Annotated in this window: 17 protein-coding genes; 1 reads left to right on the top strand and 16 read right to left on the bottom strand. The window is 44.7% G+C overall.

Translation table 11 applies throughout. The annotated features are described in order from the left end of the window. The first annotated feature begins 80 nt into the window (after positions 1–80). Positions 81–965 carry a LysR family transcriptional regulator gene (locus NCY30_RS04820; RefSeq protein ID WP_022416240.1) on the top strand — a complete coding sequence of 295 codons (885 nt, stop codon included), beginning with the start codon at positions 81–83 and terminating at the stop codon, positions 963–965. A 32-nt stretch (positions 966–997) separates the two neighbouring features. Here NCY30_RS04820 and NCY30_RS04825 read toward each other — a convergent pair whose 3' ends face one another. The 16 genes from NCY30_RS04825 to NCY30_RS04900 all read right to left on the bottom strand — a co-directional run bounded on the left by NCY30_RS04825 (position 998) and on the right by NCY30_RS04900 (position 16,555). Further along, positions 998–1,693 (bottom strand): YoaK family protein, encoded by a 696-nt coding sequence (locus tag NCY30_RS04825; RefSeq protein ID WP_022416239.1) that lies wholly within the window; start codon positions 1,691–1,693, stop codon positions 998–1,000. 240 nt (positions 1,694–1,933) lie between these two features. Beyond that, on the bottom strand, positions 1,934–2,839 hold the full coding sequence (locus NCY30_RS04830; protein WP_006426272.1) for a LysR family transcriptional regulator: 906 nt from the start codon (positions 2,837–2,839) through the stop codon (positions 1,934–1,936). 13 nt (positions 2,840–2,852) lie between these two features. Next, a complete protein-coding gene (locus NCY30_RS04835) occupies positions 2,853–3,521 on the bottom strand; it encodes a precorrin-8X methylmutase (protein WP_022416237.1) in 669 nt (222 codons plus the stop codon). Between the two features lie 136 nt (positions 3,522–3,657). Further along, the gene (locus tag NCY30_RS04840) at positions 3,658–5,226 is read right to left on the bottom strand and encodes a cobyric acid synthase (protein WP_055181215.1); all 1,569 of its coding nucleotides are present in this window, start codon (positions 5,224–5,226) and stop codon (positions 3,658–3,660) included. Then, a complete protein-coding gene (locus NCY30_RS04845) occupies positions 5,208–6,254 on the bottom strand; it encodes a pyridoxal phosphate-dependent aminotransferase (protein WP_022416235.1) in 1,047 nt (348 codons plus the stop codon). Before NCY30_RS04845 ends, NCY30_RS04840 begins: the two co-directional genes overlap by 19 nt. An 89-nt stretch (positions 6,255–6,343) precedes the next feature. Then, on the bottom strand, positions 6,344–6,556 hold the full coding sequence (locus NCY30_RS04850) for a ferrous iron transport protein A (protein ID WP_006426277.1): 213 nt from the start codon (positions 6,554–6,556) through the stop codon (positions 6,344–6,346). A gap of 146 nt (positions 6,557–6,702) precedes the next feature. Beyond that, positions 6,703–7,623 (bottom strand): adenosylcobinamide-phosphate synthase CbiB, encoded by a 921-nt coding sequence (gene cbiB, locus NCY30_RS04855; RefSeq protein ID WP_242853917.1) that lies wholly within the window; start codon positions 7,621–7,623, stop codon positions 6,703–6,705. Next, positions 7,514–8,233: a histidine phosphatase family protein gene (locus NCY30_RS04860; RefSeq protein WP_022416233.1), complete on the bottom strand. Its 720-nt coding sequence runs from the start codon at positions 8,231–8,233 to the stop codon at positions 7,514–7,516. The genes cbiB and NCY30_RS04860 overlap by 110 nt, the downstream gene beginning before the upstream one ends. Next, positions 8,230–8,610, bottom strand: coding sequence for a bifunctional adenosylcobinamide kinase/adenosylcobinamide-phosphate guanylyltransferase (locus tag NCY30_RS04865; RefSeq protein WP_006426280.1), 381 nt, complete (start codon positions 8,608–8,610; stop codon positions 8,230–8,232). The genes NCY30_RS04860 and NCY30_RS04865 overlap by 4 nt, the downstream gene beginning before the upstream one ends. Before the next feature lie 123 nt (positions 8,611–8,733). After that, a complete protein-coding gene (locus NCY30_RS04870) occupies positions 8,734–9,540 on the bottom strand; it encodes an adenosylcobinamide-GDP ribazoletransferase (protein ID WP_055194784.1) in 807 nt (268 codons plus the stop codon). Next, on the bottom strand, positions 9,512–10,081 hold the full coding sequence (locus NCY30_RS04875) for a bifunctional adenosylcobinamide kinase/adenosylcobinamide-phosphate guanylyltransferase (protein WP_006426282.1): 570 nt from the start codon (positions 10,079–10,081) through the stop codon (positions 9,512–9,514). The genes NCY30_RS04870 and NCY30_RS04875 overlap by 29 nt, the downstream gene beginning before the upstream one ends. Further along, entirely contained in the window at positions 10,078–11,166 is a 1,089-nt protein-coding gene (cobT, locus tag NCY30_RS04880) for a nicotinate-nucleotide--dimethylbenzimidazole phosphoribosyltransferase (protein ID WP_006426283.1), read from the bottom strand. Before cobT ends, NCY30_RS04875 begins: the two co-directional genes overlap by 4 nt. Before the next feature lie 20 nt (positions 11,167–11,186). Then, complete coding sequence (locus NCY30_RS04885) at positions 11,187–12,629, bottom strand: cobyrinate a,c-diamide synthase (RefSeq protein WP_055303725.1); 1,443 nt, start codon at positions 12,627–12,629, stop codon at positions 11,187–11,189. Further along, entirely contained in the window at positions 12,629–14,794 is a 2,166-nt protein-coding gene (gene cobK, locus NCY30_RS04890) for a precorrin-6A reductase (RefSeq protein WP_139009717.1), read from the bottom strand. Before cobK ends, NCY30_RS04885 begins: the two co-directional genes overlap by 1 nt. Next, entirely contained in the window at positions 14,791–15,519 is a 729-nt protein-coding gene (gene cobJ, locus NCY30_RS04895) for a precorrin-3B C(17)-methyltransferase (RefSeq protein WP_055181232.1), read from the bottom strand. Before cobJ ends, cobK begins: the two co-directional genes overlap by 4 nt. Further along, positions 15,512–16,555, bottom strand: coding sequence for a cobalt-precorrin 5A hydrolase (locus NCY30_RS04900; protein WP_173784621.1), 1,044 nt, complete (start codon positions 16,553–16,555; stop codon positions 15,512–15,514). The genes cobJ and NCY30_RS04900 overlap by 8 nt, the downstream gene beginning before the upstream one ends. Between the last annotated feature and the right edge of the window lies 1 nt (position 16,556).

Genomic DNA, 16,556 nt, shown 5'->3' on the forward strand with positions numbered 1-16,556 from the left:
ATACTTATCTGGCATCATCTGGATAAAAGATAGCAAATTATTTTTATATATCAATTTTATATATTATTTTGGAGGATATTATGAGTACATACGATTATTACCGCATTTTCTACCATGTCGCACAACAGCACAGTTTTACAAAAGCGGCAGAGGTATTACACAATAACCAGCCGAATATTACCCGGTGTATGAATAATCTTGAGACAGAACTTGGCTGCCATCTTTTCGTCCGTTCGAACCGTGGGGTCTCACTGACTCCGGAAGGACAGAAGCTTTTTAACCACGTTGCAATTGCCTTTGAACAACTGGAGCTCGGAGAAACCGAGTTGAAGCGTGACCAGAGCCTTACCAGCGGACTCATCTCCATCGGAGTCAGCGAAAATGCACTACGTATTATGCTGCTGCCAAAATTAGAAGCATTTCACAATCATTATCCACATGTAAGGCTTAAGATTTCCAACCATTCCACTCCGCAGGCAATCGCTTCCCTGGAAAGCGGGCTGGTGGATTTCGCAGTTGTAACAACACCTCTTTCGGTCCAGAAGCAGTTCCAGAAGATTTCCCTTGGTTCTTTCCGGGAAATTCTGATCGCCGGTCCGAAATACAAAGAACTGGCTTCTCACATCTGCTCGCTAGAAGAACTTGCGGAATATCCTTTTGTCTCGCTGGAGAATAATACCAGCACCAGAGATCTTCATATTCAGTACTTTTCTTCCCACGGCTTTCCGTTCCGTCCGGATCTGGAAGTTACATCTACCGATCAGTGTCTGGCCCTGATCCAGCACAATCTCGGTATCGGCTTCTATCCGGAGAAACTTGCAGAAGAACCGCTGAAACGCGGGGAAATTCTTCAGATTCATCTGAAAGAATCTCTTCCTGCAAGACACATCTGTCTTGTACAAAATGCTTCCAGGCCACAAAGTATTGCAGCACAGAAACTAATCGAGACATTGATCCGCATCTGACAGCGGATCAATGTCTCTTATTTTTTCTTCTATTATGCTCTGCTTCTCCGTGCTTCTATATCCAGGAACATCAGCAGGAAGCTGACAATCAAAAGTCCGCACGATACCCATATCATATGGATTCCGTAATTGGCAGAAAGATTGCCGCCGATTCCGGCTCCTATCGCAAACAGAACTATGATTCCCAAATAATACATTGCCTGGCGCAGCTGCTCTGGTCTTCTTTCTCTCAGATAAAAAGACAGTGCTGCCGTTCCGCTTCTCAAATTACCGATACACATCGTACTCGCATATGAGAATCCATTCACCTTCCGGAAACTCTGCACCTGCATCGCACAGGCAAAGGATACCAGAACAGTCGCGATCATATTTCCGCGTTGTGGAATAAATCCTACAATGAACAGGATTATAATCTCTGCTCCCAGAATTCCCTGTCTCCAGTGCAGACGTTTTGCATATTTATACTTATGCTGGATCTGTTCTGCGATCAGAACACCCAAAGCAAATGCAAAAAGCGGAAATAAATACTTCAGTCCCGCCTCCCATTTTCCCGTCATGAAATTCTGGCTCATCAGCACCACGTTACCTGTCTGTGCATTCGAGAATACTTCATTACGCGTATTATAGGTATATGCATCCTGAAATCCTCCCGATAAAGCCAGAAATGCACTACAGATGAATGCCTCCGACATCTGTTTCCCGGAAAATAAACTTTTCATTACTCCCATGTTTTCATCTCCTTAGAAAAAACGGGGAATTGCTTTCACACGTTTTTACGTTTTCAAACCAATCCCCCTCAGCAGACTATTATACGAGAGAATATCAAAAATGTGAAACGTATATTTGATATATCTTTCATATCTTTTTTATATATTCAATTTGATATTAAGCCTCCCAGACTTCTTCTGCAACTTCTTTTACAAACGAAACCTTTTTCCACTGCTTTTCACCATTATTCTGAATTATTCTTACATCCCGCCTGTGTATTTTTTCAACGCTTCCATATACACCTTTCCATACCGGCTCAGTGCCACATCTTTCCGCACGATCGTTCCAATCCGCATATATTCATCCACCAGAAGCGGCTTCCCGATGATATTCTCACCGTTCAGTTCTTTACTGATCACGCCGGAGCTTACCGTATACCCGTCCAGGCCGACCGCCAGATTGAAAAGCGTTGCCCGGTCTCTGACTTTGATGTTCTTATTCCGGTCCAGTGTGCTTAATATCTCTTCGGAAAAATAAAAGGAATTATAATCCCCCTGCTCAAATGACAAATACGGATACTCCTCCAGATCTTCCAGTGTCAGTGCTTCCTTATCTGCCAACGGATGCTTTGAACTGATAAATACATGTGGCTTTGCTACGAATAACTCTTCGAATTTCAGATCATTCTGACGGATCAGTTTCATGATGATCGTCTCATTCTGTGAAGAAGTATACAGAATACCTATCTCACTTTTCAGCTTCGCCACATCTTCGATGATCTCATAAGTCTGTGTCTCCCGCAGTGTAAAATCATATTTTCTCGCATCAAATTTACGGATCACATCTACAAATGCATTGACCGCAAAAGAATAATGCTGGCAGGATACGGAAAATCTCGGGTTCCGTTCATTTACATTCAGATACCTCTCCTGCATGAGGCCGACCTGATCCAGAATCTGTCTTGCATAGGCGAGAAATTCATCTCCCTCTGCGGTGATCGTCACCCCTTTATTCGTCCGGTGAAAAATCGTCACCTGCATCTCCTGCTCCAGTTCCCGAATCGCATTGGTAAGACTCGGCTGGGAAATGAACAGCTCTTTTGCCGCCTCACTTATCGTCCCCTTCTCCGCAACCATGGTAATATACCTTAACTGCTGTAATGTCATAAATTCTTCCTCCCTACAGCATATAGATCAGTGCGTTACAGATACATGCCGCAATATTACTTCCGCCTTTTCTCCCCCTCGCTACAATATACGGGGTATCTTCCAGTGTCAGGATCAGTTCTTTGGACTGTACCACATTTACAAAGCCGACCGGTACACCGATCACGAGCTCCGGACGGATTCTTCCGTCTTTGATCAGTTCATACAGGTGAATTAGTGCTGTCGGTGCATTTCCGATGGCAAAGATCAGTTTTTCGTTCAGTTCACACGCCTTTTTCATACTGGCAACAGCTCTTGTGGTTCCATTCTTCTTTGCCGCCTGTGCCACATCTTCATCTGACATGAAGCAGTATACCTGACCGCCGTACTGTGCCAGTCTCTTTTTGTTAATTCCGGAACGCCCCATCTGTGTATCGGTTACGATGGAAGCACCGCCTCTGATCGCTTCGAGTGCTTTCTCCACCGCATGCTCGGAATACACCAGATTCTTCGCATAATCAAAATCCGCACTGGTATGTATGCAGCGCTTTGTAATTGGTGCCTGAATCTCAGGAAGCACGATGCCTTCCTGCTCCAGTTCTTCCGTAATGATCTCAAAGCTGCGCTTTTCGATCTCTGTCGGAAGAACATTTTCTATCTCTATTTTAGTATGTGCCGCGTGATTATTTTTCTGTATATTCAACGTTTTCTTCCTTTCTCTTCATAGTCCGTCATAGCCCACATCTCATCTTTTCTAACTACAAAACTTGCCATCGGCAACTTCTCTTGCATACTTTGGTATCTACAGCTCCTTACGAATACATAGTAATCCCGAAAAATTATTTCTGCATTCCCATGATCTGATAGATTGCCTTCATGTCCAGATGTTTTCTGAGTGTATCTGCCAGAAGATCATACTGGCTTTCTTTGAATGCTTTCAGGTCTACACCTTCCACTTCTTCCATTGAAAGTCCTTTCTTTTCTGCCAGGGATTTTACGATCTCCGATACAATTTTCTCCTTATCAAAAATGCCGTGGATGTATGTTCCGTATACATTTCCATGCGAGATTCCGTCTGTACTGTTCTCTATTCTGTTTTCCGGCTCCATATCCGGAATCTGTCTGTCCTTTTTCTTCACCGTATCGTGAATCTGATTCATCGGACATCCTTCCAGAAGTTCGGTCTTTCCCATATGGATCTCGTATCCTTCAAACTTCAGATTCTCAAGTGCTTTCAGATTCCCCTCCACATGAAGGAGTGTTCCATTCACCCTTGTTCTGGTCTTTTCTGTGGTAAATGTAGTCGTTACCGGCAAAAGGCCGAGTCCTTTCATACTGCCGCCATCTTCCACGCCTTCCGGATCACTGAGCGACTGCCCTAGCATCTGGTAGCCGCCGCAGATTCCCCAGACCACACAGCCGCCGGCATGCGCCTTTAGAATCTTCGCTTCCATTCCGCTCTGTCTTAACCATTTCAGATCTCCCATCGTATTTTTTGTTCCCGGAAGGATAATCATATCAGGATTTCTAAGTTCTCTTGGATTCTTTACATAACGCAGATTCACTCCCGGAGCATTTTCCAACAGCATGAAATCCGTAAAGTTCGAAATTCTCGGTGTCCGGATGACTGCGATATCCACCAGACCGATCCTTTCTTCTGCACCTTTTCCACCCTTTGTCATGTTAAAACGCTCTGTCAGACTGTCTTCATCTTCAATCTCGACCTGCATATACGGTGTAACTCCGACTACCGGAATGCCGCCTCTTTCTTCCAACATAACAATACCGGGATCCAGGATTGTCTTATCCCCGCGGAATTTGTTGATGACCAGTCCCTTTACACGTTCTTTCTCATCATCTTCCAGGAGCATAAGCGTCCCCAGAAGCTGGGCAAATACTCCTCCGCGGTCAATATCTCCGACCAGAAGCACCGGCGCATCTACCATCTTCGCCAGCCCCATATTTACAATATCATCTTTCTTCAGGTTGATCTCTGCCGGACTTCCCGCTCCTTCGATCACAATGATGTCATTCTCTTCTTCTAATTTGTGAAATGCTTTCATAATGTCCGGTATGAGCTGCTTTTTATAAGCAAAATATTCTCTTGCACTCATATTCTTCAAGACTTCACCATTTACGATCACCTGTGATCCTACATCGTTGGTCGGCTTTAACAGGATCGGATTCATCTCTACCTGCGGCGCCACGCCTGCTGCCTCTGCCTGCACAACCTGTGCACGTCCCATCTCCAGTCCATCCTCTGTAATAAAGGAATTCAGTGCCATATTCTGGGATTTGAACGGAGCCACCCGGTATCCGTCCTGTTTGAATATTCTGCAAAGTCCCGCACACAGAAGACTCTTTCCTGCGTTGGACATTGTCCCCTGTATCATAATTTTTCCAGCCATGTTATCAACCTTTCATTCTCTTCTTCAGATCTTATTGCAATCCGGTAATGCCCTTCTGTCAGTCCTTCATAGTTACTGCAGTCCCGGATCAACAGTCCGCTTTTCAGTGCCTTCTCATACAGTCCTGCTTTTCCTTTAAAAAATATATAGTTTGCTTCCGATCCCCATACATTCAGACCAAGCTTTCTCATCCGCTCTGTCATCCAGAACTTTTCTTTTTTTATATATTCTCTCGTTCTCTTTAAATATGCTTCGCAATCAACAAGTGCTGCCACACCTGCTTCCTGTGCCGTTACCGACACATTCCACGGCTGGAGCATTGCCCTCATTCGTTTCCTAAGAGCTGCATTCTCACACAATGCATATCCAAGTCTTACACCCGGCATACAGAATATTTTCGTAAATGCTTTGATAATGACCACATTCGGATACTGTGTCAGATACTCCCGGCATTCATATCTTTCTGGTTCTTCCAGAAACTCTATAAAACACTCATCCAGGACCAGTATCGTACCGCATTTATTACACCTGTTCATCACACGGATCAGCAGTTCTTTTTCCGTTGTCTGTCCGGTCGGATTATTGGGATTGCACAGAAATATCATATCTGTATCTTCCGTAATCTGTTCCAGTATATCCTCCTGTATCCGGAAATCCTGTTCTTCTTTTAATCTGTAATATTGTACCTCTGCTCCAACTGTGCCAAGTGCCCGCTCATACTCGGAAAAAGCTGGTGCCGTCACCAGTGCTTTTTTCGGTCTCACTGCCATTACGACAGCAAAAAAAAGCTCTGCAGCACCATTGCCGCAGAGTATCTTTTCTTTTTCTATTCTCTCAAAATCACTGATCGACTCCCGAAGTCTGTCGCATCTGACATCCGGATAATACATGATCCTGTCTGCACTTTCCTGTACGCTCTTTCGTACCGCTTCGGGAACTCCCAGCGGGTTACTGTTTACAGAATAATCTGTAACAGATGGATTCCGGTAAATGTCTCCACCGTGAACTGTCTCTTTTGGTTCTGCCAACGTTCCTTCACCTGTGCGGATAAACCGCTCTCTCTGCTATTTTGCTACAACCATCTTACTCACTTTGCAGAAAATAGTCAACCGGAATCTTATACCTGAATTCTTGTTGCCGCATCGCTGCTCATTGCGATCCGCTTCTCACCACTCCTGATGATCAGGTCTCTTCCGGAATTCTGAATGACTGTGATCTCACTGCCTTCATCAATCTTGCATTTTCGGATCTTATCCAGAACTTCCGGGATGCCGAACATCCACTTGATGGTGTAGCTTTTTCCAGCCGCCGCCTTTGACAATGCCTGCATAACTAACACCTTCTTTACCTCTTTTTTATATTGTAAGTTGCACTGACTATGTTAGTCAACAGGAACATTGTTTGCACAATTCTAACTTTTTATTCATAATTTGCAGATAATATTATTTGTTTTTTGATTTTTATTATCAATATCATCTACAGAACCAGAATCCGGAGGATGATTCCAAGTATCAAACCAAGCATTGCCGTCCCATATAACAGCTTATGCGATCTCCGGATATCCAGTAGTTCCATCTCCCGGACCGGATCTCCGATCGTCGGCTTCTTATGCAGCTTTCCAAAATACCACGCATCTCCTGCAAGCTGCACATCCAGCGCCCCCGCCATGACTGCTTCTGTCTGTGCCGAGTTCGGACTTTTATGATTAAAGCGGTCTCTTCGGAAGATACGTGCTGCATTCTTTCCATCCATTCCGGTCAGATATGCAGCCAGGATCATCAACACTGCCGATACCCTTGCCGGAATGAAATTCACCACATCGTCTAACTTCGCTGCTGCCGTTCCAAACCACTGATACTTGTCATTCTTATATCCAACCATCGAATCCATCGTATTGATCGCTTTGTATGTAAATCCCAGAACAGCTCCGCCGATCAGCATATAAAATAACGGTGCGATCACACCATCTGATGTATTCTCTGCCACCGTCTCTACGGCCGCCTTGGTCACACCTTCTTCCGTCAGATTCTGTGTATCTCTTCCGACGATCATGGACACGGCCTTTCTCCCGGCCTCCAGGCCCTTGTTTTTCAGTGCTATGTAGACCCTGTCACTTTCTACTTTCAGGGATTTCGTTGCAAGGATCTGATAACACCAGAAGCTTTCCAATGCAAGTCCAAGCTGCCAGAAATACTTATATGCAACCGATAAGATCACCGCCGGAACTCCTGTACTGACCGTCACAACCACCAGCACCAGAATCCCTCCACCGATGCGTTCCCCTGTCTTATTCGCCGGCAGACAGTTTCTGATAATTCTTTCGGTTCCCGATATCAGATGCCCGATCAGCCTCACCGGATGATACAGCCATCTTGGATCCCCGAAGATCAGATCCAGAACAAAGCCCGCCACGATCGCGATCGTCATATATGTCATTCTCTGAAATTCTAAGTTCATATCCTTCTCCATTCTTTATCTGATAATCATAATAACTTCCTGCTGGTGTCCCGTCTTCCTTTACTGCATACCGTTCCATGATACTCATGATCGTTCCGCCATGTGCCACAACCGCAATCGTCTCCCGGTCATGTGCCTGCGCATCCCGTACGACTTCCCGGAACCCTTCCAGTGTCCGCCGGATGAACGCTTCCCTGCTTTCCCCTTCCGGAAATGGCAGCTTCCCACCACTGTCTATCCATGCCTGATACTCCGGGCAGCCGGAAAGTTCGATATAATTATGATTTTCAAACAGGCCAAAATCACACTCCCGTAACTTTTCATTACAGCTATATGCTCCTGCTTTCATCATCTCCGGATAAATGATCTCTGCCGTCTGCACGCACCGCTTCATCGGACTTACATAGACATATGTAACCTCAGGATACATTCCTTTTCTCTCTTCCAAAAGCTGTATTCCTTCCAGACATAAAGATTCATCCGTCGTTCCGATATAGCGTTTTTCTTTATTTCCTTTCGTCATCGAATGACGTATCAGATAAATCCTCATACTTCCTTTATCACCTGTCCGATTCCGCACATCACACGGTATACTTTCTCCGAATATGCCGCAAGGCGCGTGCACACTCTTCCGGTCTGCTCTCTGTATTCCCGTTCCATCCGGTCAACCGGCACGATCCCGTATCCGATCTCATCTGTGATCAGGATCAGTTCCGGATTCTTCCGAATCAGTTCTTCTGCAAGATCATCTATCGGTTCTCCTTCCTTTATCTTTCTTTCGATATACTGATGGAAATGATATATCCCTTCGCAGCTATATAGTTCTTCTTCCGTACATACCGCACCGTCTGCCCATGTAACATCTGGGTAGATTTTCTTTGCGAATGCAAGTTTTCCCTGATATGCGCCGCCTATTATCATGATCATGACTTCTTTTCCTTCCTCCAATCCTGTATTTTCATCTTTCTGTTATTTTCTACTATTTCTCTGCTGTTTTCTTTCTGCCACTTGTTTTCTTCATTCTTTCCACACTTTTATCCAGCCTGTTCATCATTTGATGATTCCGCTTTTTACTACGATATCCACTACTACCACGACAAGCGCCATCACAAGTTCACATACCTGCAGGAAATATCCACACAGATCCCCAGTCACACCGCCGAAATTCTTCATCGCCATCCGGTAATAATATCCAAATACCACGCCTGCCGAGATCACACATCCGATTCCGCAGATTCCTCCGGTCAGTGGAATCAGGAAACACAGTACAATCAGATAAATGCTCAATACCATTCTTGTAATTCTGGTCGATGCACTTTCCGAAAAATCTGCCACCATACCTTTCTTCCTTGCCTGTGGAAATGTAACTACAGACAGTCCACTCAATGTTCTCGATAGCATGAAGCTATATGCGATCACTTCCATACTCCGTACACTCAGACAAGAATACACGCCAATATACATCAGAAAATAGACGGTACATGAAATGATAGCAAATGCTCCTGCGTGGGAATCTTTCAGTATTTCCAGACGACGCTCTTTCGTCTGCCAGGAACTCAGCGCATCCTGTGTATCCAGAAATCCGTCCAGATGAATTCCTCCCGTAATAAATACCGGGATCAGGATCAGAAATATTACAAAAAATAAGGAATAATTTCCTCCTCCATTCCCATCAAACCATTTTGAAAACCGAAACACTCCATAAGACAAAAGTCCGATCACCGCACCGATCCATGGAAAAAAACACATTGCATACGATTTATTTTCATCTGTCCATTCGCTGCGCGGCATCGGAATCCTGCTGTACATGGAAAACGCAATTTTGAAACTATTCCATATTCTTTTTATACTCTTCATACTTCTTTTGCTCCTTACGAATGCATACCGGAATTCCATACACAACTTCCGTTACTATATCTGCAAGCTCTGCAAGACTTTGATTCACCATTCCGATGCATTCCCGATATTTTTCCGTCTCTTCGCTATAGCTGTTTATATCTGCGTTCACTTCATTTGTAACAATTACAAGACGTGTCGTAGAATTGCTCAGTCTGCGTACTCCTGCCAATACTTTTTCTTTTGTTTCTTTTAAATCATTCAATGTCCCATCTTCTCTGTAAAGCTCATTGGCCACCAGATTCGATATGCACTCCAGAAGGATTCCCTGATTCTTTGGTATCTCAAGTTCTGATAGATCTGTATATTTTTCCAATGTCCGGAATCCTTTTCCGGCTCTCAGCCTGTGATGTCTTTCAATCTTTTTCATCGTTTCTTCTGTGTATGGCTGCATGGTTGCAATATATATGTAAGTACCATCCTTCTTATTTCTGCCTGTCAGCCAGTTCTCCGCATACTCAGATTTACCGCTTCCGCTTCCGCCTGTCACCAGATGTATCATTCTTTCTCACCTAATTCTTTATAATCTTCGATGTCATTTTCTGAAAATGTACTCATCCGTCCATACACTTCTGCCGCAAGATCCAGCACCGGAAGATATGCCACAGCTCCGGTTCCCTCACCCAGGCACATATCTGCATGCAATGGTGCATCCATGTGTAACTCTTTCAGGATCTTTTGCATTCCAGGTTCTTTCGAGACATGTGACACAATCATCGCATCTTTGACCCACTCACAGATTCTGACGGCCGCAAGTGCCGCAACCGCTGAGATAAATCCATCAACTACAATCGGGATTCGATATACAGCACCTCCCAGATAGAGTCCGGTGATTCCCGCCAGATCGAATCCGCCTACTTTTGCCAGTACATCCACCGGATCATCCCATTTCGGACGATTGACCGCTATCGCCTTCTCGATCGCGTGTATTTTTCTTTCCAATCCTTCGTTCGTCAGTCCTGCTCCCCGTCCCGTTATCTCTGCCGGTTCGTCTCCCAGAAGTACGGAAGCCACAGCACTGCTGGTCGTCGTATTTCCGATTCCCATCTCTCCGGTAGCAATGATCTTATATCCGGCTTCCTTCTTTTCCTTCACCTGATGGATCCCGGTTAAGATTGCCTGTAACGCCTGCATTCTTGTCATAGCCGGACCTTTGGTCATATTTGCGGTTCCATTTGCCGTTTTATATCTTGGGACTTTTGTATCCGCTGCCATACCGATATCGATGGGAAAGATGTCTACACCGGCTTTTTTACACATGATCGCCGCACTGGTATTACATGTCAGAAAATTCTCTGCAACAATTGCAGTTACTTCCTGTCCTGTCTGCGTTACACCTTCTTCTACCACTCCGTTATCCGCACACATCACGATCAGCGCCTTCCGGTTCAGATTCACGTCTGTATCGCCGGTCAGTGCCGCAATCTGCATAATATGATCTTCTAGTTTTCCCAGACTGTGTAACGGTTTCGCAATGGAGTTCCACTTTTTCTGCGCATTTCCTTTCGTTACTACATCTGCCGGATGAATGCCCGATACGATCTGATGGAATTCCTGTTCCAGTTGTTCTAAACTTTGCTCTGCCATGCTTTTATCCTCTCTGTTCTCTATGTTCTATCTCTTTCCCTAGCTCTTTTCTCTTGTTCCCTGCATCTTCTGCATTGTTCCAGAAAGTTCTCCGGAATCTTTTCATTTCCATAATAATGAATATGCGGATATCCTGCCAGTACCGTATCGGTACTGATCATGCATTTCCACGAACGGTTTGACATTGGTTTTTCCGCCAGAAATGCTTCCCCGCATACTTCTGAATCATAATAATGAAATTCATGTGCCGGGATACCTCCTGCTTCTTTACCGAATATTCTTCCCCCTGTCAGGGTAACATAGCCGAATCGCTTTAAGGAACCTGTCGGATAACTTTTCCCTTCTAAAAATCCAACCATTGGAAATTCTGTGCCGCTTTCATCTCTGATATATTCCTGCAGGTACATGAATCCTCCACACTCCGCGATACATGGCATTCCGCCGTTCAATGCTTTTTTAATACTCGTCTTCATTGACTCATTTTTACTTAGTTCTTCTGCATATAGTTCCGGATAACCGCCATAGAACAAAAGTCCCGACAGATTTTCCGGAATCTGCTTATCGTAAAGAGGAGAAAACGGAATCAGTTCCGCTCCCATCTCCTGCAGCAGTTCCAGATTATCCTGATAGAAAAAACAGAATGCATCGTCACTTGCAAGCCCGATCCGTACCGTATCTTTTGTTCTAACCGATTCTGTACTATACTGTGCATTTTCCGCCAAATTTTCTACCATTTCTGATGTATATCCTTGCGTTTTCTTTTCCTGCAGCTCCGGTGCATTTTCTGCCAGTTCCAGAAGGCCTGCGATATCTACACTTTTCAGAATCTGTTCTCCCAGTCTTGTGAGTTTGTCTTCCGTATCTTTTCGTTCTTTTGGAAGCTTCAGTCCCAGATAACGGCTCTCCAGTGCACAATCTTTCATAACCGGAACATAGCCGTAGACTTTGATTCCTGTCCGCACCTCGATCATCTCTTTCATTCTTCCATACATCATCGGAGACAAACGGTTCAGAATTACGCCTTTGATACGGCTGTCTTCTTTATAATGCAAAAACCCCTGGATACACGGCACTGCAGACACGCTTAGTCCTTTACAGTCCAGGATCATCACAGCCGGGGTATCGGTAATTCTGGCAATGTCATAAGCACTCGCCTCTGAAGAGATCCCTGCGATCCCATCATAGTATCCCATAACACCTTCCATTACGGAAATATCTGCTCCGGCACCATTTTTTTTCAGGATCTCTCTGACTCCATTTTCTCCACACAAAAAGGAATCCAGATTATAGCTGCTGATGCCGATCACAGTCTTGTGGAACATTGGATCAATGTAATCCGGCCCGCACTTAAAAGACGCAGGATTTATCTCCTGCATCTTCATTGCTTTCAATATTCCGCAGGTCAGCATGGTTTTACCTGCGCCACTTCTCATCGCAGTAATCAGAATTCTAGGAAGTTTCATTACTCAGATTCCTCCATTTCTTCCCGGATTTTCTCCGGTGTCAGATCCCCTACAGAGATCACTTTCGTAATATCCTCCACAATATCTCCGGCCATATCTCCGGTCATATCTTCCGGTTCCACCTCGTCCAGATTGATTTCTTCCAGAACGAAATCGTCTTCATTTTCCGGATCTGCTTCCTTTTTTGCCGGTCTGCTCGTAAAGCTGATCACATAGATCGGATTCTGTCCATTCATCATATGATAACTGCCCACTTTTTTCGCACGGCTTACCGCTACCTGAATGACTTCTGCCTCTTCTATCTCATTCTCTTCCGTATATTTTAACACCTGCATCATCGTCTCGAGTGAGATTGCATTGAGCACCACCCGTACAAATGGGTTCTTCTTCCGGATAGCATCCAGGATTTCATACAACTTTCCTTTACTGCCCCCGATAAATACGCAATCAGGTGCCGGCAGTTCTTCCAGTGCCTCCGGCGCCATACCTTCTATCACATGCAGATTATCCACGTGCATCCGCCTTGCATTTTCACGGATCAGTTCCTGCGCCTCCACTTTCTGTTCGATTGCATAGACGTTACCTTGCGTTGCAACCATGGCGGCCTCTACGGAAATAGAGCCTGTTCCTGCTCCGACATCATATACAACTGCATCCTTCTTAATCTTAAGTTTAGCAATCGAAATGCTTCTTACTTCTTCCTTGGTCATCGGTACATCGCCACGTACAAATGTATCATCCGGAATTGCCGGAATCACCGGGCTTTCGCCGCCGGATTCATTTTCAATATAAAGGACCGCCAGATTCTCTCCTTTGTAATGAAGCAGTGATCTTGCTGTTCCTGTCTGAATCTCTTCATTCTTATAAGAAAGTTCTGTTCCGATCCTGACTGTTACTTCGCCCATTCCATATTCCGTCATTTTTGTCAGGATCTGACGGATCTCTTCTGCATTACTTACAAGGGCGAATACCTTTTTATTCTCCTTAATGACCGCCATCAGATTTTCTTTTCTTCCATGCAGGCTTACTAGTGCCGCATCCTCCCATGTTACGCCAAGCTTTGATGCAAAATATATGATGGATGACACTCCAGGCACTACTTTTGTCTCAATCTGTGGGTCATCTTTCGTCAATTCCAGAATCTTCTTCGCACCGCTGTAAAATCCTGTATCACCGGACAACGCAATCGTTACATTTTCATATTCCGGATTTTCTTTGATATAAGAAATGATCTCATCCGGGCGGTATGCTTCATATATGGTCTGTCCGACTTCTGCCACTGCCTCGATCATCCTGCCTGCTCCGATCAGAAGTTCTGCTTCCTGACAGCATCTTTTTGCTTCCAGTGTAACCTGGTCTCTGGCACCTGCACCGATTCCCACCAGTGTAACTTTCCAGTGATTATCCAGTTCCAGTTCTTTCTGAAGGAATTTGGACATTTCTTCAAAATTCATTCCCTCTTCTTCTTCCGGCCTTCCGATCACAACCATTTTCACACCGGCTTCTAGTGCAGCCTGACATTTCTGCGGGTATCCGCCTGCAAGTCCTGATTCTTTCGTTACCATATAAGCAATATCATATTCCTTTAACATGGCACGATTCATTTCCGTAGAAAACGGTCCCTGCATACAGATGAGATGACGTCCGGAGAATCCAAGTTCTTCACAATTAACTGCCACCTGGCCAATAGACAGAACGCGCGCATATACCCGGCTTTCGTAATCCGTCAGTCTTGTATAGGATTCCAGCTCCTTGCTTCCTGTTGTTACCAGAATATTTCCTTCTGTTTTTTCCAGATACTTTATCGCTTCATCCATATTTTCCACACAGATGCTTTCTTTGGTCTCTTCACTTCCCCTGACCAGTCTTAAATACGGAACCTGCATAACCTCGCAGGCACTTTTCAAGTTTTTGGTCACTTCTTTGGCATATGGATGTGTTGCATCGATCACATAATCCGGCTCAAACACCCTCATAAACTCGCCCATCTGCCCACTGTCCATCCGGTCGTGTGTCACCGTTATATTCTTCTCTTCCGGAAGCAGACTCTCCCCATAAGCGGTTGCCACACAGACGTGCAGTCTTACGCCTCTTCTTCCGAGATAAGATGCTAATTTTCTTCCTTCTGTTGTCCCTGCATATAATAGAATCTTTTTGTCTTTCATATACGATATCCCCTTGGTGTAACCATTTTTTCCCGAATTACTTTTGTCTGTTTATTTCCGATAAATACAGTAGAGAACATATCTACTGTTGTCTCTTTTAATTCTTTCAGTGTCAGTGTCTGCATTGTTTCTCCATCGCGGGCAATGTTTTTCACTATTCCGCAGACGGTATCTTCCGCCTTATATTCCAGCATAATCTCACATGCTTTTGCAAGATAGGTACTGCGTTTCCTGCTGGAGGGATTATAAAGGCAGATCACAAAATCAGCTTTTGCCGCACAGCGAAGCCTTTCTTCAATCAATTCCCACGGTGTCAGAAGATCACTTAAACTGATCAGACTGACATCATGTCCGACTGCTGCTCCAAGTACCGCAGAACCTCCCAGTGCCGCTGTCACTCCCGGGATTACTTCGATCGCGACTTCCGGATATTCCTCACCGATTTCATACATCAGTCCTGCCATTCCGTATATCCCGGCATCTCCGCTGCATACCATTGCCGTTACAGCTCCTTTTGCTGCCTCTTCGAATGCCATCCTGCACCGTGCTGCCTCCTGTCTCATGGACGTTGTCAGATATCTCTTATCCGGAAAATATTCTTTTAATAATTCAATATATACGGTATATCCGACGATCACATCACATTTTTCCAGCGTCCGGACTGCTTTCACCGTCATCTGTTCATATGCCCCCGGTCCCATTCCTATCACATATACCTTATTCAAACTTCACCCTCCAATTATCCCAGGCAAATGCTGCTGTCACACCATTTTCTGCCTGTTTTCTGATCCGCAGTGTACCACCTGTATATACAGCACTTCTTTCACATACATTATCCACTCCGGTAACCTTTTTTACAAATGTAGAAACACTGAATTCTCCTTCTACTTTTTTTAATTCTTCTGCCGGATAAAATTCCGGCTCTATGTTATATTTGTTGCAAAATGTAAGCAATCCCTCTTCGTCTTTTTTTAGATCAATGCTTGCGATCCTGCCAATACTTTTCTTATTAATATGTGATTCTTTCAGTATCTTATCCACCAGCTGTTCTATCTGCTCTGCGGATGTCCCCCGTCTGCAGCCGATTCCCACCGTGATCCGTTGTGGTATCATCCTTAATACATGACTGCTTAATTTTCGTTCATATATCCCGATATAGATATCTGGATTCTCATAGGTTTCCTGTACGATCTTCACTTCTTCCGGCACAGTACCCTCTATCGAATCTCTTCCGCTCTCAATCGCGGCCACAACTGTCTTTCCTTCCAGAATCTTTGCCGAAATTTGCTTTGCCTTCTGCATATCTTCTATATAAAGATGATTCTTTCTGGCAAATACATCTATTGCCCATTTTCCCCGGATATCTGTAGCTGTTGTGATCACAGGCAGTGCTCCTGCCATCTCTGCAATTCTTTCAGCCATCTCATTTGCTCCGCCAATGTGCCCGGACAGGATCGGGATACAATATTGTCCTTTCTCATCCAGTACCAGTACCGCCGGATCTGTTGTCTTTGATCCTATAAAAGATGCGATCAAGCGCACGGCAATCTGTACTGCTCCAATAAAGATCAGTACATCCCGCGTCCGGAACTGTTCACCTGTCCATTCTCTGGCACTGCATTTTACCGCATCCTTGTCCGATTCCAGTTCTTTGCATTTTACCGCCTGCAGCACCTGGTGTCCTTCTTTTTCCAGTTCATGTGCTAAAGATCTCTCCAGTCTTCTTCCATTTCCGGTAAAACTGATCATTGCAATCTTCATC

The sequence above is a fragment of the Dorea sp. MB18-49 genome (genome assembly GCF_023669465.1).
In the GTDB taxonomy this organism is placed as follows: domain Bacteria; phylum Bacillota; class Clostridia; order Lachnospirales; family Lachnospiraceae; genus Dorea_A; species Dorea_A longicatena.

Bases quoted from the DNA above. Each gene is read 5' to 3' on its own strand.
- NCY30_RS04820 (WP_022416240.1), top strand. From the start codon at position 81: ATGAGTACATACGATTATTACCGCATTTTCTACCATGTCGCACAACAG.
- NCY30_RS04825 (WP_022416239.1), bottom strand. From the start codon at position 1,693: ATGGGAGTAATGAAAAGTTTATTTTCCGGGAAACAGATGTCGGAGGCA.
- NCY30_RS04830 (WP_006426272.1), bottom strand. From the start codon at position 2,839: ATGACATTACAGCAGTTAAGGTATATTACCATGGTTGCGGAGAAGGGG.
- NCY30_RS04840 (WP_055181215.1), bottom strand. From the start codon at position 5,226: ATGGCTGGAAAAATTATGATACAGGGGACAATGTCCAACGCAGGAAAG.
- NCY30_RS04850 (WP_006426277.1), bottom strand. From the start codon at position 6,556: ATGCAGGCATTGTCAAAGGCGGCGGCTGGAAAAAGCTACACCATCAAG.
- NCY30_RS04860 (WP_022416233.1), bottom strand. From the start codon at position 8,233: ATGAGGATTTATCTGATACGTCATTCGATGACGAAAGGAAATAAAGAA.
- NCY30_RS04865 (WP_006426280.1), bottom strand. From the start codon at position 8,610: ATGATCATGATAATAGGCGGCGCATATCAGGGAAAACTTGCATTCGCA.
- NCY30_RS04870 (WP_055194784.1), bottom strand. From the start codon at position 9,540: ATGAAGAGTATAAAAAGAATATGGAATAGTTTCAAAATTGCGTTTTCC.
- NCY30_RS04875 (WP_006426282.1), bottom strand. From the start codon at position 10,081: ATGATACATCTGGTGACAGGCGGAAGCGGAAGCGGTAAATCTGAGTAT.
- cobT (WP_006426283.1), bottom strand. From the start codon at position 11,166: ATGGCAGAGCAAAGTTTAGAACAACTGGAACAGGAATTCCATCAGATC.
- NCY30_RS04885 (WP_055303725.1), bottom strand. From the start codon at position 12,629: ATGAAACTTCCTAGAATTCTGATTACTGCGATGAGAAGTGGCGCAGGT.
- cobK (WP_139009717.1), bottom strand. From the start codon at position 14,794: ATGAAAGACAAAAAGATTCTATTATATGCAGGGACAACAGAAGGAAGA.
- NCY30_RS04900 (WP_173784621.1), bottom strand. From the start codon at position 16,555: ATGAAGATTGCAATGATCAGTTTTACCGGAAATGGAAGAAGACTGGAG.